17 protein-coding genes are annotated in these 21,055 nt (G+C 32.8%); 8 read left to right on the top strand and 9 right to left on the bottom strand.

Annotated features, from left to right (window positions below; translation table 11 throughout):
* Positions 1 to 107 precede the first annotated feature (107 nt).
* The 7 genes from LPB136_RS00605 to rsfS all read right to left on the bottom strand — a co-directional run bounded on the left by LPB136_RS00605 (position 108) and on the right by rsfS (position 11,264).
* Entirely contained in the window at positions 108 to 6,485 is a 6,378-nt protein-coding gene (locus LPB136_RS00605) for a T9SS type A sorting domain-containing protein (RefSeq protein WP_072554282.1), read from the bottom strand.
* A 144-nt stretch (positions 6,486 to 6,629) separates the two neighbouring features.
* Positions 6,630 to 7,238, bottom strand: coding sequence for a YceI family protein (locus LPB136_RS00610; RefSeq protein WP_072554283.1), 609 nt, complete (start codon positions 7,236 to 7,238; stop codon positions 6,630 to 6,632).
* Positions 7,235 to 7,513: an acyl-CoA-binding protein gene (locus LPB136_RS00615; RefSeq protein ID WP_072554284.1), complete on the bottom strand. Its 279-nt coding sequence runs from the start codon at positions 7,511 to 7,513 to the stop codon at positions 7,235 to 7,237. The genes LPB136_RS00610 and LPB136_RS00615 overlap by 4 nt, the downstream gene beginning before the upstream one ends.
* Complete coding sequence (locus LPB136_RS00620) at positions 7,510 to 8,304, bottom strand: phosphatidate cytidylyltransferase (RefSeq protein ID WP_072554285.1); 795 nt, start codon at positions 8,302 to 8,304, stop codon at positions 7,510 to 7,512. The genes LPB136_RS00615 and LPB136_RS00620 overlap by 4 nt, the downstream gene beginning before the upstream one ends.
* A gap of 2 nt (positions 8,305 to 8,306) precedes the next feature.
* Positions 8,307 to 8,891, bottom strand: a complete 585-nt coding sequence (locus tag LPB136_RS00625; RefSeq protein ID WP_072554286.1) for a hypothetical protein — start codon at positions 8,889 to 8,891, stop codon at positions 8,307 to 8,309.
* Between the two features lie 21 nt (positions 8,892 to 8,912).
* A complete protein-coding gene (ftsH, locus tag LPB136_RS00630; protein ID WP_072554287.1) occupies positions 8,913 to 10,871 on the bottom strand; it encodes an ATP-dependent zinc metalloprotease FtsH in 1,959 nt (652 codons plus the stop codon).
* A gap of 24 nt (positions 10,872 to 10,895) precedes the next feature.
* Positions 10,896 to 11,264, bottom strand: coding sequence for a ribosome silencing factor (rsfS, locus tag LPB136_RS00635; RefSeq protein ID WP_072554288.1), 369 nt, complete (start codon positions 11,262 to 11,264; stop codon positions 10,896 to 10,898).
* Between the two features lie 98 nt (positions 11,265 to 11,362).
* Between rsfS and LPB136_RS00640 the strand changes: the two genes are divergently transcribed.
* Positions 11,363 to 12,094: a biotin--[acetyl-CoA-carboxylase] ligase gene (locus LPB136_RS00640; RefSeq protein WP_072554289.1), complete on the top strand. Its 732-nt coding sequence runs from the start codon at positions 11,363 to 11,365 to the stop codon at positions 12,092 to 12,094.
* Positions 12,095 to 12,171: 77 nt separating this feature from the next.
* Here LPB136_RS00640 and LPB136_RS00645 read toward each other — a convergent pair whose 3' ends face one another.
* Both LPB136_RS00645 and pyrE read right to left on the bottom strand, forming a co-directional pair.
* Positions 12,172 to 12,561, bottom strand: a complete 390-nt coding sequence (locus LPB136_RS00645; protein WP_072554290.1) for an SRPBCC domain-containing protein — start codon at positions 12,559 to 12,561, stop codon at positions 12,172 to 12,174.
* Positions 12,562 to 12,612: 51 nt separating this feature from the next.
* On the bottom strand, positions 12,613 to 13,254 hold the full coding sequence (pyrE, locus tag LPB136_RS00650) for an orotate phosphoribosyltransferase (RefSeq protein WP_072554291.1): 642 nt from the start codon (positions 13,252 to 13,254) through the stop codon (positions 12,613 to 12,615).
* A 10-nt stretch (positions 13,255 to 13,264) separates the two neighbouring features.
* Between pyrE and LPB136_RS00655 the strand changes: the two genes are divergently transcribed.
* The 7 genes from LPB136_RS00655 to LPB136_RS00685 all read left to right on the top strand — a co-directional run bounded on the left by LPB136_RS00655 (position 13,265) and on the right by LPB136_RS00685 (position 20,998).
* Positions 13,265 to 13,870: an NUDIX hydrolase gene (locus LPB136_RS00655; protein ID WP_237267404.1), complete on the top strand. Its 606-nt coding sequence runs from the start codon at positions 13,265 to 13,267 to the stop codon at positions 13,868 to 13,870.
* A 138-nt stretch (positions 13,871 to 14,008) separates the two neighbouring features.
* Complete coding sequence (gene dnaK, locus LPB136_RS00660; protein WP_072554292.1) at positions 14,009 to 15,910, top strand: molecular chaperone DnaK; 1,902 nt, start codon at positions 14,009 to 14,011, stop codon at positions 15,908 to 15,910.
* A 74-nt stretch (positions 15,911 to 15,984) separates the two neighbouring features.
* Positions 15,985 to 16,509: a hypothetical protein gene (locus LPB136_RS00665; protein ID WP_072556859.1), complete on the top strand. Its 525-nt coding sequence runs from the start codon at positions 15,985 to 15,987 to the stop codon at positions 16,507 to 16,509.
* 232 nt (positions 16,510 to 16,741) lie between these two features.
* Positions 16,742 to 18,037: an NAD(P)/FAD-dependent oxidoreductase gene (locus LPB136_RS00670; RefSeq protein ID WP_072554293.1), complete on the top strand. Its 1,296-nt coding sequence runs from the start codon at positions 16,742 to 16,744 to the stop codon at positions 18,035 to 18,037.
* 6 nt (positions 18,038 to 18,043) lie between these two features.
* The gene (locus tag LPB136_RS00675; RefSeq protein WP_072554294.1) at positions 18,044 to 18,352 is read left to right on the top strand and encodes a hypothetical protein; all 309 of its coding nucleotides are present in this window, start codon (positions 18,044 to 18,046) and stop codon (positions 18,350 to 18,352) included.
* A gap of 1 nt (position 18,353) precedes the next feature.
* The gene (locus tag LPB136_RS00680; protein ID WP_072554295.1) at positions 18,354 to 18,710 is read left to right on the top strand and encodes a hypothetical protein; all 357 of its coding nucleotides are present in this window, start codon (positions 18,354 to 18,356) and stop codon (positions 18,708 to 18,710) included.
* Between the two features lie 131 nt (positions 18,711 to 18,841).
* Positions 18,842 to 20,998, top strand: a complete 2,157-nt coding sequence (locus LPB136_RS00685) for a TonB-dependent receptor (RefSeq protein WP_072554296.1) — start codon at positions 18,842 to 18,844, stop codon at positions 20,996 to 20,998.
* Positions 20,999 to 21,055: the final 57 nt, after the last annotated feature.

Genomic DNA, 21,055 nt, shown 5'->3' on the forward strand with positions numbered 1-21,055 from the left:
CAAACAAATAGTTTATCTTGAGCGAAGTCGAAAGGCTCAATCCTTAACGCAAAGCAAAAGCCTGTGCATTTAAACACAGGCTTTTGTTTTTTCAATTAAGTTATAACTTATTTCTTTATAACAGGTTTACTGCCTAGCATTTTACCTTCGTTAAAGAATGTTAGTAAATACGTTGCTCTATCTAAATCAGATAAATCAACCTGCTTATTTGCGTCTAATTTTACAGTTTTTACTTTACGTCCAAGCATGTCATGCACAATTACTTTTGTAATTGTTTTATTGCTTTTTATTTTAACAATATTTATAGTTGGATTCGGGTAAATTGTAAATGTAGTTGCTAATACTTCATCATCTATACCTAAAACAGTTCCTGTAATTTCTACATCTTGTGTTTCCATAACTGTGTTACAACTTCCTGTAACTGTATAAGTAATAACATAGTTTCCAGGATCAGAAGCTGATAAATCAATTGTCCCATCACTAGAACTCAAAACTATTCCTGATGTAGAAGTAAATGTTCCGCCAGTTAAACCAGAAAAAGTTGGAGTAGGGTCAGAATCATTTACATCATAACTTGCTGCACTATAACTAAACGAAGCATCATCTAAAGCGTTCACAGTTACAGAAACTGCACTTGAATTCGGACAAGTTCCACTAGTTGTATAAGTTACTGAATAGGTTCCTGGTGTTGAAGTTGACACATCAATTGCACCAGAAGAAGCGTTAATTGTTAATCCAGAAGTAGAAGAGAAACTTCCGCCAGTAAGACCTGTAATTGTTGGTGTTGGGTCTGTATCATCTGCACAATATGCTGCTGCACTATAACTAAACGAAGCATCGTCTAAAGCGTTCACAGTTACTGAAACGGTACTTGAATTTGGACACGTTCCACTAGTTGTATAGGTTACAGAATATGTTCCTGGTGTTGAAGTTGATACATCAATTGCACCAGACGAAGCATTAATTGTTAATCCACTCGTAGAAGAGAAACTTCCACCCGAAAGACCTGTAATTGTTGGTGCTGGATCAGAACCATTAGCACAATATGCTGCTGCACTATAACTAAACGAAGCATCGTCTAAAGCGTTCACAGTTACTGAAACGGCACTTGAATTCGGACACGTTCCGCTCGTTGTATAAGTTACAGAATATGTTCCTGGTGTTGAAGTTGACACATCAATTGCACCAGAAGAAGCGTTAATTGTTAATCCAGAAGTAGAAGAGAAATTTCCACCTGTAAGACCAGTAATTGTTGGTGTTGGATCCGTATCATCTGCACAATAAGCTACAGTACCATAGTTAAAGGAAGCGTCGTCTAACGCGTTCACAGTTATAGAAACTGCACTTGAATTCGGACAAGTTCCGCTCGTTGTATAGGTTACTGAATAGGTTCCCGGTGTTGAAGACGACACATCAATTGCACCAGAAGAAGCGTTAATTGTTAATCCAGAAGTAGAAGAGAAACTTCCGCCTGTAAGACCAGTAATTGTTGGAGTTGGATCTGTATCATCCACACAATACGCTGCTGTGCTATAACTAAATGAAGCATCGTCTAAAGCGTTCACAGTTACAGAAACTGCACTTGAATTCGGACAAGTTCCGCTCGTTGTATAAGTTACTGAATACGTTCCTGGCGTTGAAGTTGATACATCAATTGCACCAGAAGAAGCGTTAATTGTTAATCCAGAAGTAGAAGAGAAACTTCCGCCTGTAAGACCAGTAATTGTTGGAGTTGGATCTGTATCATCCACACAATACGCTGCTGTGCTATAACTAAATGAAGCATCGTCTAAAGCGTTCACAGTTACTGAAACGGCACTTGAATTCGGACACGTTCCGCTCGTTGTATAAGTTACAGAATATGTTCCTGGTGTTGAAGTTGACACATCAATTGCACCAGAAGAAGCGTTAATTGTTAATCCAGAAGTAGAAGAGAAACTTCCGCCAGTAAGACCTGTAATTGTTGGTGTTGGGTCTGTATCATCCACACAATATGTTGCTGCGCTATAACTAAATGAAGCATCATCTAAAGTGTTCACAGTTACTGAAACTGCACTTGAATTCGGACAAGTTCCGCTCGTTGTATAGGTTACTGAATAGGTTCCCGGTGTTGAAGACGACACATCAATTGCACCAGAAGAAGCGTTAATTGTTAATCCAGAAGTAGAAGAGAAACTTCCGCCAGTAAGTCCTGTAATTGTTGGAGTTGGATCTGTATCATCCACACAATACGCTGCTGCACTATAACTAAACGAAGCATCGTCTAAAGCGTTCACAGTTACAGAAACTGCACTTGAATTCGGACAAGTTCCGCTCGTTGTATAAGTTACTGAATACGTTCCTGGTGTTGAAGTTGATACATCAATTGCACCTGTTTCACTATTAATTGTTAATCCACTCGTAGAAGAGAAATTTCCACCTGTAAGACCAGTAATTGTTGGTGTTGGATCCGTATCATCTGCACAATAAGCTACAGTACCATAGTTAAAGGAAGCGTCGTCTAACGCGTTCACAGTTACAGAAACTGCACTTGAATTCGGACACGTTCCGCTCGTTGTATAAGTTACAGAATATGTTCCTGGTGTTGAAGTTGACACATCAATTGCACCAGAAGAAGCGTTAATTGTTAATCCAGAAGTAGAAGAGAAACTTCCACCTGTAAGACCAGTAATTGTTGGAGTTGGATCTGTATCATCCACACAATACGCTGCTGCACTATAACTAAACGAAGCGTCATTTAAAGCGTTCACAGTTACAGAAACTGCACTTGAATTCGGACAAGTTCCACTAGTTGTATAAGTTACTGAATACGTTCCTGGTGTTGAAGTTGACACATCAATTGCACCAGAAGAAGCGTTAATTGTTAATCCAGAAGTAGAAGAGAAACTTCCACCTGTAAGACCAGTAATTGTTGGAGTTGGATCTGTATCATCCGTACAATACGCTGCTGCGCTATAACTAAACGAAGCGTCATCTAAAGTGTTCACAGTTACTGAAACGGCACTTGAATTCGGACACGTTCCGCTCGTTGTATAAGTTACAGAATATGTTCCTGGTGTTGAAGTTGACACATCAATTGCACCAGAAGAAGCGTTAATTGTTAATCCAGAAGTAGAAGAGAAACTTCCGCCAGTAAGTCCTGTAATTGTTGGAGTTGGATCTGTATCATCCACACAATACGCTGCTGCACTATAACTAAACGAAGCATCGTCTAAAGCGTTCACAGTTACAGAAACTGCACTTGAATTCGGACAAGTTCCGCTCGTTGTATAGGTTACTGAATAGGTTCCCGGTGTTGAAGACGACACATCAATTGCACCAGAAGAAGCATTAATTGTTAATCCAGAAGTAGAAGAGAAACTTCCACCCGAAAGACCTGTAATCGTTGGTGTTGGATCGGTATCATCTGCACAATATGCTGCTGCACTATAACTAAACGAAGCATCGTCTAAAGCGTTCACAGTTACAGAAACTGCACTTGAATTCGGACAAGTTCCGCTCGTTGTATAAGTTACTGAATACGTTCCTGGCGTTGAAGTTGATACATCAATTGCACCAGAAGAAGCATTAATTGTTAATCCAGAAGTAGAAGAGAAACTTCCACCTGTAAGACCAGTAATTGTTGGAGTTGGATCTGTATCATCCACACAATACGCTGCTGTGCTATAACTAAACGAAGCGTCGTCTAAAGCGTTCACTGTTACTGAAACAGCACTTGAATTTGGACACGTTCCGCTCGTTGTATAGGTTACTGAATAGGTTCCTGGCGTTGAAGTTGATACATCAATTGCACCAGAAGAAGCATTAATTGTTAATCCAGAAGTAGAAGAGAAACTTCCGTCAGTAAGTCCTGTAATTGTTGGTGTTGGATCGGTATCATCTGCACAATACGCTGCTGCACTATAACTAAACGAAGCATCGTCTAAAGCGTTCACAGTTACAGAAACTGCACTTGAATTCGGACAAGTTCCACTAGTTGTATAAGTTACTGAATACGTTCCTGGCGTTGAAGTTGATACATCAATTGCACCAGAAGAAGCATTAATTGTTAATCCAGAAGTAGAAGAGAAACTTCCACCTGTAAGACCAGTAATTGTTGGAGTTGGATCTGTATCATCCACACAATACGCTGCTGTGCTATAACTAAACGAAGCGTCGTCTAAAGCGTTCACTGTTACTGAAACAGCACTTGAATTTGGACACGTTCCACTAGTTGTATAGGTTACTGAATACGTTCCTGGCGTTGAAGTTGATACATCAATTGCACCAGAACTTGCATTAATTGTTAATCCACTCGTAGAAGAGAAACTTCCACCTGTAAGACCAGTAATTGTTGGAGTTGGATCTGTATCATCTGCACAATACGCTGCTGCACTATAACTAAACGAAGCATCATCTAAAGCGTTCACAGTTACAGAAACTGCACTTGAATTCGGACAAGTTCCACTAGTTGTATAAGTTACTGAATAGGTTCCTGGTGTTGAAGTTGACACATCAATTGCACCAGACGAAGCATTAATCGTTAATCCAGAAGTAGAAGAGAAACTTCCACCTGTAAGACCTGTAATTGTTGGTGCTGGATCAGAACCATTAGCACAATATGCTGCTGCGCTATAACTAAACGAAGCGTCATCTAAAGCGGTTATTGTTACTGAAACGGTACTTGAATTTGGACACGTTCCACTCGTTGTATAAGTTACAGAATATGTTCCTGGTGTTGAAGTTGACACATCAATTGCACCAGAAGAAGTGTTAATTGTTAATCCAGAAGTAGAAGAGAAACTTCCGCCAGTAAGACCTGTAATTGTTGGTGTTGGGTCTGTATCATCCACACAATATGTTGCTGCGCTATAGCTAAACGAAGCGTCATCTAAAGCGGTTATTGTTAAATCAAAAGTTGATGTGTTCTGACCTGGATCAGTTGTTGTGTAAGTTATTGTATAAGTTCCAGGTGTAGATGTGTTTAAATTAATTCTTCCGTTAGAGGTGTTATTGAAATTTAAACCACTTGTTGAAGAGAAGGTACCACCTGTTTCTCCAGTTATTGTAGCTTTTGGATTGCTTTCTCCTTTGCAATAATTATTCTTTGCATAAGTAAAAGACGCGTCATCTAAAGAGCTTGTTATTTCAATTTCAAAAGTTTTTTTATAATAAACGTTAATATTTGGAGCTAAATAGGTAACAGTGTAATCTCCAGGAGTACTTGTTGAAACATCAATTAAACCTGTAGAACTATTTATGGTTAATCCGCTAGTTGAAGAAAATGCTCCTCCAGAAATCCCAGTTATTGTTGGTGTCGGATCTGAACTACTTGTGTCATAGCTGGAGTTTCCGTAAGAAAAATTAGAAAAATCGTTATAATGTAAATCTATAAAATCTCTAATTACAGTAGCATAATCTCTTGCGAAATATGGTATAGTTGCTGTTCTTCCATCATCAGCTCTAACAGATGGATATGGATAACTTTCATAAAAATTCCCCACATCTCTCACTCTTCTGTTAACTTCAGTCATAATACCATCAATAGTACCACCACCACCACTTAGATTGCCTCCTGCGCCAGAAATATCATTATCATGTGTCTCATCTCCTGAACCATGACGTACGTTATTATAGTAATCACCAGCAAAATACCCAAAACCAGAAGGGTTTGTGTCATTACAAGAACTTCCAGCACTACTTATATGGCTTGGTACAGTTCTATAACCTTCTGTCCTACTACAACCAGCATACCTTAAAGTTGCATATTCTGAACCACCTGTAGTTTGTAAAAGGCCACCTAAACTTTGTGAGCCTCTAACTAAATCATCAAAACCTAAGTTTTGTATGTTGTCTTCAATAAGGTTTTTAATTGTAACTCTTTGTAAATTGGTAGCCGAGTTTAAGTCAGTAGCATTGTATGCATTAGAGGGTAAGTTGTATCCAGCTTCTATTCTAGGTGGTGCAGAACTTTGCCCGTGTAAATCTATATATAGTCCTTTACCATATTTAACTGTAACATCGGCACTTGCAATATCAATAAAATTATGAAAAGCATCAAAATATAATTTAGAAGTTGCATTTCCACATGTTGCCTCGCTTTCATTTCTATTAGGATCTAATTTTACTCTATGAAGATTATTAATAATAATATGAGGGTACAAACCATATTGTTCATAACATAATCGTTGTATTTCTCTTATTAAAATGTCAGTATTATCATCTCTCTCTTTAGTTCTCCCTGAACAAGTTCTATCTGGTAAAGAAGAATCATTTTTTGGGTAAAGAGAACTACTAACTCCTGATTCGCCTCCACCTTGTAGCATACCACCATGTGGGGCAGAAATAATAACTGGCATATTACCAGGAATATATTCTATATATTTTTTACTAGTATTAAAATACTGAGAAGGTGCTGGTTGAGTTTGAGCTAAGTTGTTTTGAGAGATAAAAAATAAAGTTAAGACAAGGCTTAACCTTAAAAAATTAGGGGTAATTTTCTTCATTTAGGGAATGATTTTGTTGATTTAAATATTTAATAAAATAATGAGTGAAAAATACAAAAAAAAAATGATTCTAAAATATATGTACAAAAAAAGGTTTAGAAGTTATCTAAACCTTTTTTTGTACATATATTTTTTAAACCTATTTTAGAATGTAGAAGTAATATTAATAGCAACTTCATTCCATGTTTTTGATATGCCGTCCGCACCAGAGTGTAAAGCTTTACAAGCTTCGTTTAATGAAGCTAAAGCTTTATTAGCTTTCCAATCTTCTATATTCATTGTTGATGTCATTGAAAATGTTTTGCCCGAAATTGTATATGTAAAAGGAAGTTTTTCAGTAACACCATTCATTGTAATTTCAGCAACTCCATTTGTTTCATCTGTTAAAGATAATTTTCCTGAAAGTAATGAGGTGTTCTCCATGATTCCAAAAAAGAATTTCTGAATTTTAAAATCTCTACTTTTATCCTTTGTAAAAATACTACTTACAGGGATTGAAAATTCTACATTGTTTATAGCTTCTTTTATAGAATTTCCTTCTCCATTATTGGTAATGTTAATTTTATTGAATTGACCATTAACGCCTATCTTTTCAGTTGTTTTGTAGGCTGTCCATCCAATATTGTTTTCAGCATTTTCTAAAGAAAATTTAGCTGTTTTTTCTGTTTTTGTTTCTTTTTTTTCTTCTGATTTACAAGCCGTAAATTGAACAGAAAAAGATACTGCAATTAGTAAGATTATTAATTTTTTCATTGGTTCTTATTTTTAGTTAAAACATTATTTGCTAACTCTATATATGCTTTCTTAGCTTCTTTTGCAGGCATTCCTTTTAACTGCATCCAAGCATTAAATTTAAAAGCACTTATTACATTTGATTCTCTATTATGAGCAAAGTTATCTCCTGAGGTTGCTTGTTTATAGTATGCATAAAATTGTAGGCGTATATCTGGTGCCATTTCAAATCTAACTTTAGAAACCTTCTCGAAAGCATTTTCAAATGCTGTGTTTAAGTTTTCTGGAATAATCATATAAAATAATTAATGTATAAATATACAAAAGGAGCCAAGAAAAACAAGCTGTCAAGTCTATCTAAAATTCCTCCATGACCAGGCATTATACTTCCGCTATCTTTAACTTTGGCTTGACGTTTAAATTTAGACTCTACTAAATCTCCTAAAGTTCCAAATACTGAAGTTATTAAAGCAATAATTACCCAGTTTAATGTTGAAAAAACAGGAATGTATTTAGACAATATAATTGCTGATAAGCTTGAGAAAATTAATCCGCCAATAAAACCTTCAATAGTTTTTCTTGGTGAGACCTTTTCAAAAAGTTTATGTTTTCCAAAATTTTTTCCAATAAGATAAGCAAAGCTATCATTAACCCAAATAAGTACTAGGATACCAATTATTATATATGGATTGTAGTTGCCTGTAGTAAATGGAATTAAGATTAAAAAGAAAAATGAAAATGCAATATACCTTACAGATAAGTCTAGTTTTTCAAAATTGTGCGTAGGATAGCTGTTTTTTTTAGAATATAGATAGATTATTAATCTGATACCACAAATTAAACAAAACGCTAGAAGAATCCAGATTAATTTATTGTCATTTTTTGCATAAGCTGCATATCCTAAAAAACCTACAAATAAATATGGGACAATACTATTTAATTTAACAAGTTTGGAAAATTCCCAAACAGATAATAATCCAAATATTGTAATTAAAATAACGTACGATTCTTTAGAGTAAAGAATTGCTGCTAAAAAAAGTAAAATATAAATTACACCTGAAGTGGCTCGAGTAATAAGGTTGCTCATTCTTATAAATCTTCAAAGAGTAGCAAATATAAGTTTTTAGAATTACTGTTGCCGTAATTCATAAAATTATCGTCATTTTTTTTGAGTGTATATTTTTTAACAGCACTAATGTTTGTAGGAATATTTCCACCGAAATTAGTTTTAATACCTGTTAATGCTTCACCAGTATTTTTTACAAATTGACTAGTTGTTGCGTATACAATAAAATGATCTGATAGTTCTGTTAACTTTTTACTTCTTAGTTGGTTGGATGAAAATAAAATATCTCCTTTATCTGCAATTAAGTGTTCGCAGGTTGTAAAAAAGGGTGCGTTTGTTTTAAGTGAATCTGTTAAATTAACATCAATCTTAGCTAAGAATTTTGGTAAATCAATATCTGTACAGATTAATTTTTTCCAATTATTTTCTAATAAAATATTTTTCAAGTTAGAAATAACCTCATCTTTATTAGTACAGTATAAAAACTTACCGCCTTTGTTAATAAAATGATGCACAAAATTATCGTCAAGAGAAAGATTTACAGGTTGTTGTTTAATTTCCTCTTTCTCTTGAGCGGTAGTTTTAAATATTTTTTTTAAAAAATTCATACTATTAATTACAAAATTGTACTAATCTAATAGCTCTTTTTCCTCTTTAGGAAGTTGGTTATTAGTTTCCGTTTCTTCTTTGTCAAAAGGTCTTTTCCCAAAAATCTTTTCTAAATCGTCTTTAAAGATAACTTCTTTTTCTAGCAGTTTATCAGCTAAAATAGTTAATTTATCTTTGTGTAAACTTAAGATTTCTATTGCTCTAATGTATTGACCTTCAATTATTTTAGAGATTTCTTCGTCAATTTTCTTAGCAGTTGCTTCACTGTAAGGTTTTACAAAACCGTCATTACCAGAAGAATCATAATAAGTTACATTTCCAACTTCATCGTTTAATCCATAAACAGTAACCATTGCTCTAGCTTGTTTGGTAACTTTTTCTAAATCGCTTAATGCACCAGTTGAAATTTTATTAAACATTATTTTTTCTGCTGCACGACCTGCCATAGTAGCACACATTTCATCTAACATTTGTTCTGTTTGAACAATCATTCTTTCTGCAGGTAAATACCAAGCGGCCCCTAAAGATTGTCCTCGAGGAACTATTGTTACTTTAACTAATGGAGCAGCGTGTTCTAGCATCCAACTAACGGTTGCATGACCAGCTTCGTGAAAAGCAATAACGTTCTTTTCTTTTGGTGTAATTACTTTATTTTTCTTTTCTAAACCACCAACAATTCTATCAACAGCATCTAAGAAATCTTGATGATGAATTGCTTTTTTACTATTTCTAGCAGCAATTAAAGCAGCTTCATTACACATGTTTGCGATATCTGCACCCGAAAAACCAGGAGTTTGTTGTGCTAAAAACTTTACATTAACATCGTCGGCTAATTTTAAAGGTTTTATATGTACTTTAAAAATTTCTTCACGTTCATTTATGTTTGGTAAATCAACATAAATCTGACGATCAAAACGTCCAGCACGCATTAATGCGCTATCTAAAACGTCTGCTCTGTTTGTAGCAGCTAATACAATTACATTTGTATCAGTTCCAAAACCATCCATTTCAGTTAATAACTGATTTAATGTGTTTTCTCTTTCGTCATTTCCACCTGTCATGCTATTTTTTCCACGAGCACGACCAATTGCATCAATCTCATCAATAAATATAATTGAAGGAGATTTTTGTTGTGCTTGTTTGAATAAGTCTCTAACACGAGAGGCTCCAACACCAACAAACATTTCTACAAAATCTGAACCTGATAAAGAGAAAAATGGTACATCTGCTTCACCTGCAACTGCTTTTGCTAATAACGTTTTTCCTGTCCCTGGAGGTCCAACTAATAATGCTCCTTTTGGTATTTTACCACCTAAAGCGGTATATTTTCCTGGATTTTTTAAGAAGTCAACAATTTCTTGAACTTCTTCTTTTGCTCCTTCTAAACCGGCAACATTTTCGAAAGTAGTTTTTACTTTAGTGTCTTTGTCAAATAATTTTGCTTTAGACTTACCAATGTTAAAGATTTGTCCGCCACCACCAGCACCGCCAGCTCCACCAGACATTCTTCTCATAAAAAATAGCCAAATACCTATTAAAAGTATAAACGGTAAAAAACCGATTATAGTGTCAATCATACTTGTGCGTTCAATATTTTCTTTGTCGAAATCTAAATTGCTTTCAGTTTTAATTTTTGCAATTTCATTTTCAAAATTTTGTAAATCACCAAAATTATATTCAAAAAAAGGAGCTTCTGATTTGTATAAAACAGATTCAGTTTGCTTTTGATAATCAGCTTTCTTAAGCGCTTCTTCTTTAAGATAAATTTGAGCTAAACTGTTGTTTTCTACAACAATTTTAGAGACTTCATTATCTTTTAGAACTTTAAAGAATTCGTTTTTAGAAATTCGTTTTGTTCCTAAGCTACCTGAATTAAATAGGCTTAAGCTTAAAAGGAAAATTATAATTGGCACATAAATCCAATAAGAATTGAATTTAAAAGGCGCATTTTTTTTAGTGTCTTTTTTATCTTGGCTCATAAATTTTTTTTGAAAAATTAAGTTTTACACAGATTTTATCTTAGTGATTTTTGCATCACCCCATAAACTTTCTATGTCGTAAAACTCACGTACTTGTTTTTGGAAAATGTGAACAACAACGTTTACATAATCCATTAATACCCATTCAGAATTTGTTTGTCCTTCAATGTGCCAAGGTTTGTCTTTAAGTTCTTTACTTACACCTTTTTGCACAGAACCAGAAATGGCATTTACCTGTGTATTTGAAGTACCGCTGCAAATTATAAAGTAATCGCAAACAGTATTTTCTATTTCTCTTAAGTCTAAAAGTTGAATATCTTCTCCCTTTACATCATCAATTCCTTTAATTATAGCGGAGATTAACTCGTCTGTACTTACTTGCTTTTTAGTCATTCAGAAATTTTAAGTTTAGTGCAAATTTACTGTTTTTTTGTTAGTTTTTTGTGTAATATTACACTAGTTTAGTCTTTATTTAACAGTCTATTTTACACTTGAAATTAATCAAACTTCATACCACTACATCTACCAATTCTTTTTTAAAAGAATTAAGCAAAGAAACACGGTTAGATAACTTTACAGTAGTTCTTACAGATGAACAAACTTTAGGACGTGGTCAAGTACAACAAAAATGGCAATCTGAACCTTTTAATAATCTGACATTCAGTGTTTTTGTTTCTTTTAATGATTTAAAGATTATACATCAAAAATATTTAAATTTTGCTGTAAGTTCGGCAGTTTTTAACACCCTAGAATCTTTAGATTTACCTAAGTTAACTATAAAATGGCCTAACGACATTCTGTCAGATAATAAGAAGTTGTGTGGTATTTTAATAGAAAATCAACTTAAAAAGGATAAAATTAATTCTTCAGTAATTGGAATTGGCTTAAATGTGAATCAACTTATTTTTAATGAATTGCCAGATGCAATTTCCTTGAAAATAATTAAACAAACCAATTTTGATTTAGATAAATTGTTAGAAAAGATTGTTGTTAACTTAAAAAATCAGATTAGAAATTTAGCACAGAAGAACTTCGCTCTGTTGGAAAGGGACTACTTGAGTTCTTTATACAAGTTTAATAAGCCTTCAATGTTTAGGGATGAAATTAACCAACACTTATTTATGGGTAAAATAGTAGGTGTTTCTTTAGAAGGAAAATTACAGGTTGAGTTAGAAGATGAATTGGTGAAAGATTTTGGTTTAAAAGAAATAAAATTTTTATAAAAAAAAACTGACAAAGTTATTTGTCAGTTTTTCGCTTAAATTATTATTCCCACGTAGTGGAAGCCTAAAAATTTATTTTATAATTTATCTAAATTGTCAGTTAATGTTTCAATAAAGCTTGTTAATGGTTTTTTTACCATCATTGCCATCATCATATTAAACTTACCGTTAAAATCTAAAGTAACTTTGCTAGAATTGTCGTCAATTTCTTCAATATCTGCAACTAGTTCAAAATCTAATTTACTACTTGCTGCACCTAAAGTAATGTTAGAATATTCCGTGGTGTCTTTTAAAACTAACCTAATTTCTGGCATTCCTTTTAATCCAAAAATAAATGAATCTCCATCAACTTCGAACTTTTGAATGCTTTCTGGCATTAGTTGTTCAAAATTTTGCAAATCAGTTAAAAATTCAAACATTTCTTTTTGAGATTTCTTTACCGCTACTGTATTTCCTTTGATGTTCATTTTTTTTGTTTTAAGTGTTATGATTTGCTTTATTTCAAAAATGTTGCCAAACTATTGTTTCCATTTACTTGGATTAACTCTCCAATCTTCCAATGTTCTTAATTCTTCAGCGTTTATGTATTTACTGTCTAGAGCTTGCTCCAATAAAAACTCGTAATTACTAAGTGTAGTTAGTTCTACGTTTGCTTCTTTAAAATTTTCTGTAGCAATATCAAATCCGTAAGAGAAAATAGCAACCATTCCTTTTACATTGGCGTCACATTCTTTAAGTGCTTTTACAGCATTTAAACTACTTTTTCCTGTGCTTATTAAATCTTCAATTACAACAACATTTTGACCACGTTCTAAATGTCCTTCAATTTGGTTTTTTCTTCCATGTTTTTTTGGCTCTGGCCTAACATAAATAAAAGGAACACCTAATTCTTGTGCAACTAAAATTCCAATAGCTATTGCACCTGTTGCAACACCAGCAATTACATCTGGTTTTCCATGTTTTAGTTCTACTATTTTAGCAATTTCTTCTTTTAAAAAGTTTCTAACAGGAGGGTAAGATAATGTTACTCTATTATCACAATAAATTGGAGATTTCCAGCCAGACGCCCAAGTAAATGGTTCATTAGGACTTAGCTTTATTGCTTTAACTTGCAGTAATAATTCAGCAGTTTTTTTTGATGTATCTTTGTTTAAACTCATAGTGCTGCAAATGTATAAAGTTTTTGTAAATGATAAGCCTATAATTATTACAGATTCTTCACAAAAGGATAAAAAATTTCTTACCTATTTTTTTGATGAGGTAATTATTGATGAAATTATTTATCGATTTAAAACTGAAAACATAAAAGGAGTTTACCTAATCACAAATAATTTAGAACAAGCTTGGCGTAATTTCAGAGAAAATTTTAAGGTAGTTAAAGCTGCTGGCGGATTGGTTTTTAACCAAAACAAAGAAATTTTATTTATTTATAGAGGTAATAAATGGGATTTGCCAAAAGGACGTGTAGAAGAAGGAGAGGAAATTGAAACTACAGCAATTAGAGAGATAGAAGAAGAATGTAGCGTTTTTAACTTAAAAATAGATTCTTTTTTAACAGCTACATATCATATATTTTATAAAAATAACAAAGCCAAGCTAAAAGAAACCTTTTGGTTTTTAATGCATACAGATTTTACAGGTAAACCTATTCCGCAAAAAGAAGAAGGCATCGTTGAAGCCGTTTTTAAAGACCATACAAGTACATTACAAGCATTACAAAACACTTTTGTAAATATTGGTTTGGTGTATGAAGCCTATCAAAAAGGATTGGATTAGCTTCTTTTTATGACATCATGTCATTTAATTCCTATTTATTTTTTAACATTTCTGCCAAAAACCCTTTTAAAAGCTATTGGCACACACTTTGCCTATTGATTACTCGTAAAATTGAATTAAAAATTAATACATATAATTATGAGTAAAATTATTGGAATAGATTTAGGAACAACAAACTCTTGTGTCTCTGTAATGGAAGGTAATGAGCCAGTTGTAATTCCTAATTCAGAAGGAAAAAGAACTACACCATCTGTAGTTGCTTTCGTAGAAGGTGGAGAACGTAAAATTGGAGATCCAGCAAAACGTCAAGCAGTTACTAACCCAACAAAAACAGTTTATTCTATTAAACGTTTTATGGGGAATAAATTTTCTGAATCTTCTAAAGAAGCAGGAAGAGTTCCTTATAAAGTTGTTAAAGGAGATAATGACACGCCACGTGTAGATATTGACGGACGTTTATATACGCCTCAAGAAATTTCTGCAATGGTATTACAGAAAATGAAAAAAACTGCTGAAGATTATTTAGGAACTTCAGTTGCAGAAGCAGTAATTACTGTGCCAGCATACTTTAACGATGCTCAAAGACAAGCTACAAAAGAAGCAGGTGAAATTGCAGGTTTAAAAGTAAGAAGAATTATAAACGAACCAACTGCAGCTGCATTAGCATACGGTTTAGATAAAGCAGATGAAGATAAGAAAATTGTTGTTTTTGATTTTGGAGGAGGAACACATGATGTTTCTATCTTAGAATTAGGAGACGGAGTTTTTGAGGTTTTAGCAACTGATGGAGATACGCATTTAGGTGGAGATGATGTAGATGAAAAAATTATTAACTGGTTAGCTGAAGAGTTTAAAGCAGAAGAAGCAATGGACTTACGTAAAGATCCAATGTCTTTACAACGTTTAAAGGAAGCTGCTGAAAAAGCGAAGATTGAATTATCTTCTACAACGTCTACAGAAATTAACTTACCTTATATTACAGCTACAGCAAGCGGGCCAAAACACTTAGTTCGTACGTTAAGTAGAGCAAAATTTGAGCAGTTAATTGACGATTTAGTAAAAAGAACAATTGAACCTTGTCAAACAGCATTAAAAAATGCAGACTTATCAATTTCTGAGATAGATGAAATTATCTTAGTTGGTGGTTCAACTCGTATTCCTGCTGTACAAGAAGCGGTTCAAAAGTTTTTCGGAAAATCACCAAGTAAAGGTGTAAATCCAGATGAGGTTGTTTCTTTAGGAGCAGCAATTCAAGGAGGAGTTTTAACTGGAGAGGTAAAAGACGTTTTATTATTAGACGTAACGCCATTATCTTTAGGTATTGAAACTATGGGGAATGTTTTCACAAAGTTAATTGATGCAAACACAACAATTCCTACAAAGAAATCGCAAGTGTTTTCTACAGCAGTAGACAACCAACCATCAGTAGAAATTCACGTTTTACAAGGTGAAAGAGCAATGGCTGCAGATAACAATACAATTGGTCGTTTCCACTTAGACGGTTTACCACCAGCGCAAAGAGGAGTTCCACAAATTGAAGTAACTTTTGATATTGATGCAAACGGAATTATTAAAGTTTCTGCATTAGATAAAGGAACAAACAAATCTCACGAAATTAGAATTGAAGCTTCTTCAGGTTTATCTGATGCTGAAATCGAAAAAATGAGACAAGATGCAGAAGCAAATGCAGAAGCAGATAAAGCTGCAAAAGAAACTGCTGAAAAAATTAATGGTGCAGACGGAATGATCTTTCAAACTGAAAAGCAATTGAAAGAATTTGGAGAAAAATTATCTGATGATAAAAAAGGTCCAATTGAAGCAGCATTAGTTGAATTAAAAGCAGCTCATGAAGCTAAAGATATTGCACAAATTGATGCTGCAATGGAAAAGATTAACGAAGCTTGGAAAGTAGCATCTGAAGAAATGTATGCAGCAGAACAAGCAGCAGGAGCAGGAGCACAACAAGGTCAACCAGAAGCAGCAAGTGCAGCAGATCAAGGAGACAATGTTGAAGATGTAGACTTCGAAGAAGTAAAATAATTTTTTAATTATTTATCATAAACAAAAACGCAATCATTAATTTGGTTGCGTTTTTTAATTCAATCTATTTTCTTTTGAAAACCTATAACAAAACCAATTTCTTTAAACATACTTTTTGCGAATTTACACAAGTGGATGATTTTCAGTTTCCAGAAAATACCAGCTATAAAAGTAAATCAGAGAGTTTGTATTTTTATACAGATGAAGGTGTTTATAGAAAATCGAATCATTGGGGAAGAGTAGCTAATTGCAGATGGAAATTAATAACTGAAGAGAAATATAAAAACCAAGAGATTGTTGTTGGTTTTGCTAAATGGAATGCTTTTTATCCAGTAAATTCAGCAGATAAAATCTTTTTTATTGAAGTTAATTTTGAGCAAAAAACAGTAAAAATTCAAACTAAAACAGCAAATACTACAAATTATTTATTTACATATTCTGAAGCTCAAAAAAGAATAAAACAGATTAATCATTTACTTAAAGATGATAAATGGGCGCAATATTTCGATTTAGAAATTAAAGAATTACAGTTTAAAGTTATTTCAGAGTTTATCAGTTCAAATAAAACTTTACAAGAAGTTAAAAAAGGATTTAATTAATTGCACACAAAAACTTCTCGATACAATTTTGATAAAAATCAAAATCACTCGAAGTGACAGTGTGTATAATCTTCCTAATAAATATACTGTCACTTCGAGTAAAATTCTTTTTTCAAGAATTTTGTATCGAGAAGTCTATAAAATTCAAACCTTTTTTATTTCAATCAATAAATTCATTTTCCGTAAATTTGCAATCTGAAATTTTAACAATCTAAAAGTCTAGAAACCCGAGATGAACATACCACAAACTAGTTTTCCAAGAGTTGTAATTATTGGAGGTGGATTTGCAGGTTTAGCTGCTGCAAAAGGACTTGAAAAACAAGAATTACAAGTTGTTTTAATTGATAAACATAATTACCACACATTTCAACCTTTATTATATCAAGTTGCCACAGGAGGTTTGGAACCAGATTCTATTGCTTTTCCATTAAGGAAACGTTTTAATGATGTGGAAAATTACTATTTCCGCCTTGCAGAAGTAACGAATGTTAATTCAGAAAAAAACGAAATTGAAACTACAATTGGTAGCTTAGAATACGATCATTTAATTATCGCAACAGGTTCTACAACTAATTTCTTCGGAAATAAAAATGTAGAAAACTTTGCAATGGAAATGAAATCAATTCCGCAATCTTTAAATATTAGAAGCTTAATTTTAGAAAACTTTGAAGAAGCATTGTTAACTTCAGATTTAGAAGAACGTAAAGCCTTAATGAACTTTGTTATTGTTGGAGGAGGGCCAACTGGAGTAGAGTTGGCTGGTGCTTTGGCAGAAATGAAAAAAGGAATTTTACCAAAAGATTATCCGGATTTAGATATTCGATTAATGAAAATTAATTTGATACAAAGTTCTGGTGAAATCTTAAAAGGAATGAGTGATAAAGCCTCAGAGAAAGCAGAAGATTTTCTTGTAAAGTTAGGTGTAGATGTTTGGAAAAATCTTCGTGTTTTAGATTATGATGGGAAAAAGGTAACCACAAATGGCGAAGATCATTTTAGAGCAGAAACTGTAATTTGGGCTGCTGGAGTTAAAGGTGAATCGGTTTCTGGTTTGCAAAACGAATGTTTAATTGAACGTGCAAATAGATTTAAAGTAGATGAATTTAACAGCGTTATAGGTTACAAAAACGTCTATGCTATTGGAGATGTTGCTTGTATGAAATCTGAAAAATATCCGTATGGTCATCCAATGATGGCACAACCTGCCATTCAGCAAGGAAGATTATTAGCTAAAAACATTCTCTTAGGTTTAAATGGGGAAAGTCTAAAAGAATTTGAATATAACGACAAAGGTTCAATGGCTACAATTGGTAGAAATAAAGCCGTTGTAGATTTACCAAAATGGAAATTTCAAGGAGTTTTCGCTTGGTTTGTTTGGATGTTTGTACACTTGTTTTCTTTAATAGGATTTAGAAATAAAGCAATTGTTTTTATGAATTGGGTGTATAATTACATTCGTTTTGATAGAGAAACGCGTCTAATTATTCGTCCTTATAAAAACAAGAATAAACATAGTTTTAAAGAGTAAATTACTATGAAAGTCACAAGAAATATTAAATGTCCAAACTGTGGTGTCTTTAACACAGATAGAGAATATTGTAAAAACTGTGATACACTTATTTCTGATAAAAAGAAAAGAGAGCTCAAAAAAATAGCTGTAGAACAAAAGCATATTGATGAGGTAATTCATGAAATGGAAAACCCAGGTTTTGCTAAAAGACTAAAAGCACATCCATTTTTGTTGTATAGAATTTTTGGTTGGATTTTATATTCAGTAATAACAGTTGTTAGTTTAATTGGAGCAGGTTTAGCTTGGTTTATAGCAATGGTTGCAGCTGGGTAAAATGAAAAAAACACTTTTATATTATTTTCTCTTTTCATTATTTGCTGGAACCTTAATTTATTTTCTGCAATACTTTTCAATTCCTTTACCAAGAATTATTCGTTTTTATGTGAACGATTTTTTAATCATTCCTATAGTTTTATATAGCTGTTTAAGAGTTTTAAAATGGTCTAAAAATGATAAAAACTACAGGTTGAGCTTACCAATAATTTTATACGTTTGTTTACTATATAGCGTTTTGTTTGAGTATGTTTTTCCAAAATATTTAGCAAGATATACCAAAGACTTTATAGATGTTATTGTTTATTTTGCAAGTGGATTGGTATTCTTCTATCTTCAAAAAGAAACCATCAATTAACCTAATTTTGTAATCAGGTTTAATTTAGAATTACTTATTACAATTCATCATTTAAAAATTACAACTCGGTATTTGTTTTTATTTTAAAAACTGATAACGCCACATCTTTGTATCATCAAAAACTCAAACTGATGAAACGTATACTATTTATTTTATTCACTATCTGTCAATTTTCATTAATTGCACAAACAACAATTTCAGGAAAAGTTACCGATAATAAAGGAATCGGAATTTTAGGTGCAAATATCTACTTAGACGGTACTTACGATGGAACTTCATCTGATGAAAATGGGAATTTTTCTTTTTCAACATCAGAAAAAGGAGTAAAAACATTAGTTGTTTCTTTTATTTCATTTGAAAACTTCACTAAAACATCGGATGTTTCTAAACTGAAAAATTTACAAATAAAATTAAGAGAAGATGTAAATACCTTAGACGCAGTAACTATAAATGCAGGAACTTTTGAAGCTGGAGATAACGCAAAAGTTACGGCTTTAAAACCATTAGATGTGGTAACAACAGCAAGTGCTTTGGGCGATTTTGTTGGCGCCTTGCAAACACTTCCAGGAACATCTACAGTTGCAGAAGACGGTCGACTTTTTGTGCGTGGAGGAGAAGCGGAAGAAACGCAAATTTTTATAGACGGAATTCGTGTTTTTACACCATACACGCCAACAACCAATAACATGCCCACTAGAGGTCGTTATTCGCCATTCTTGTTTAAAGGAATTACTTTTTCAACTGGAGGTTATTCTGCAGAATACGGACAAGCTTTGTCAAGTGTTTTGTTATTAAATACAATTGACGAACCAGTTGAAGAAAAAACCGATTTATCTTTTATGACAGTTGGTTTAGGAGTTGGAAACACCCAGATTTGGGGCAAAAGTTCGTTAAGTGTTAATATGTCTTATATTAATTTACAACCTTATTTAGAGTTGTTTCCGGATAGAAATAAGTGGAATAAACCGTATCAATCATTTAGCGGAGAAATGGTTTATAGATATAAATTTGACAATGATAGCATGTTAAAATTATACGGAGCGTTTAGTTACAGTGATTTTGATATCTTACAAGATGATATTAATTTTGATGATGGTTTGCACTTTGGATTAAAAAACAGAAATCTATATTTTAATACTTCATACAAGTCAAGACTTGGAAACGATTGGACAATTTCTGGTGGTGCAAGTTTTACAAACGATAATTCTGACATTGCAATAATTGAAGATGCTGTTAAGAATGATGAAAACTCGATGCATGTAAAAGTGAAGTTGAAAAATCGATTTTCAAATAGATTCAAACTTAACTTTGGCGCAGAGTATTTTACAACAGATTTTGATGAGAATTTTATTGGAAATACGGCAGGAAACTTTAACTACGGATTCGATAACAACATCTTTGGTGCTTTTGCTGAAACTGATATTTTCTTCTCCAAAAAGTTAGCTTCTAAAATTGGAGTTCGTGTAGAAAATTCAGATTTATTAAATCAGTTTACCGTTTCTCCAAGAGCTTCATTGGCTTATAAATCAGGGGAAAATTCTCAATTTTCATTGGCTTATGGACGTTTTTATCAAAATCCGAAAAGTGAATATTTAAAGTTTAGTGACAATTTTGAAGCTGAAAATACTTCGCATATTATTGCTAATTATCAATATGTAAAAAATAATCAAATTTTTAGAGTGGAAGCCTATTATAAAGATTACAAAGACTTGGTTAAATATGATACCGATTTTGTAGATCCAAATACTAATTTTTCGAATAACGGAAATGGATTTGCAAAAGGAGTTGATGTTTTTTGGAGAGATGGAAAGAACATTAAGAATTTAGAATATTGGGTTTCGTATTCTTATTTAGATACAAAACGAGATTATAGAAATTATCCAGTAAAAGCAAGACCTAATTTTGCGTCGCAACACAATTTATCAATCGTTGGTAAATATTGGATGGAAGACTGGAAAAGTCAAGTTGGTGTAAGTTACAGTTTTGCTTCTGGGAGAAATTATACCAACCCGAATAAAACAGGATTTTTAAATCAAGAAACTAAGAATTACAATTCTGTAAGTTTAAATTGGGCGTATTTATTAAGTCAACAAAAAATACTGTATTTCTCAGTAAACAATGTTTTAGGTACACAAAATGTGTTTGGCTATAATTATAAAGATACACCAAATATGAGCGGTTCTTTTGAGCGTCAGGCAATTGTTCCTTCCGCTGATAGATTCTTTTTTGTAGGTTTATTTTGGACAATTAGTGATAACAAAAAAGACAATCAATTAAAGAATTTGTAGGTTAATTTACGATTCAGAAACTTAAAACGACAGTTCGGTTAGAATTATATTTTTAAG

Source organism: Tenacibaculum todarodis, from assembly GCF_001889045.1.
GTDB lineage: Bacteria > Bacteroidota > Bacteroidia > Flavobacteriales > Flavobacteriaceae > Polaribacter > Polaribacter todarodis.

Coding starts and splice junctions, on each gene's coding strand:
- LPB136_RS00620 (WP_072554285.1), bottom strand. CDS start 8,304: ATGAGCAACCTTATTACTCGAGCCACTTCAGGTGTAATTTATATTTTA.
- rsfS (WP_072554288.1), bottom strand. CDS start 11,264: ATGACTAAAAAGCAAGTAAGTACAGACGAGTTAATCTCCGCTATAATT.
- pyrE (WP_072554291.1), bottom strand. CDS start 13,254: ATGAGTTTAAACAAAGATACATCAAAAAAAACTGCTGAATTATTACTG.
- dnaK (WP_072554292.1), top strand. CDS start 14,009: ATGAGTAAAATTATTGGAATAGATTTAGGAACAACAAACTCTTGTGTC.
- LPB136_RS00615 (WP_072554284.1), bottom strand. CDS start 7,513: ATGATTATTCCAGAAAACTTAAACACAGCATTTGAAAATGCTTTCGAG.
- LPB136_RS00680 (WP_072554295.1), top strand. CDS start 18,354: ATGAAAAAAACACTTTTATATTATTTTCTCTTTTCATTATTTGCTGGA.
- LPB136_RS00670 (WP_072554293.1), top strand. CDS start 16,742: ATGAACATACCACAAACTAGTTTTCCAAGAGTTGTAATTATTGGAGGT.
- LPB136_RS00605 (WP_072554282.1), bottom strand. CDS start 6,485: ATGAAGAAAATTACCCCTAATTTTTTAAGGTTAAGCCTTGTCTTAACT.
- LPB136_RS00625 (WP_072554286.1), bottom strand. CDS start 8,891: ATGAATTTTTTAAAAAAAATATTTAAAACTACCGCTCAAGAGAAAGAG.
- LPB136_RS00675 (WP_072554294.1), top strand. CDS start 18,044: ATGAAAGTCACAAGAAATATTAAATGTCCAAACTGTGGTGTCTTTAAC.
- LPB136_RS00610 (WP_072554283.1), bottom strand. CDS start 7,238: ATGAAAAAATTAATAATCTTACTAATTGCAGTATCTTTTTCTGTTCAA.
- LPB136_RS00685 (WP_072554296.1), top strand. CDS start 18,842: ATGAAACGTATACTATTTATTTTATTCACTATCTGTCAATTTTCATTA.
- LPB136_RS00645 (WP_072554290.1), bottom strand. CDS start 12,561: ATGAACATCAAAGGAAATACAGTAGCGGTAAAGAAATCTCAAAAAGAA.
- LPB136_RS00655 (WP_237267404.1), top strand. CDS start 13,265: ATGTATAAAGTTTTTGTAAATGATAAGCCTATAATTATTACAGATTCT.
- ftsH (WP_072554287.1), bottom strand. CDS start 10,871: ATGAGCCAAGATAAAAAAGACACTAAAAAAAATGCGCCTTTTAAATTC.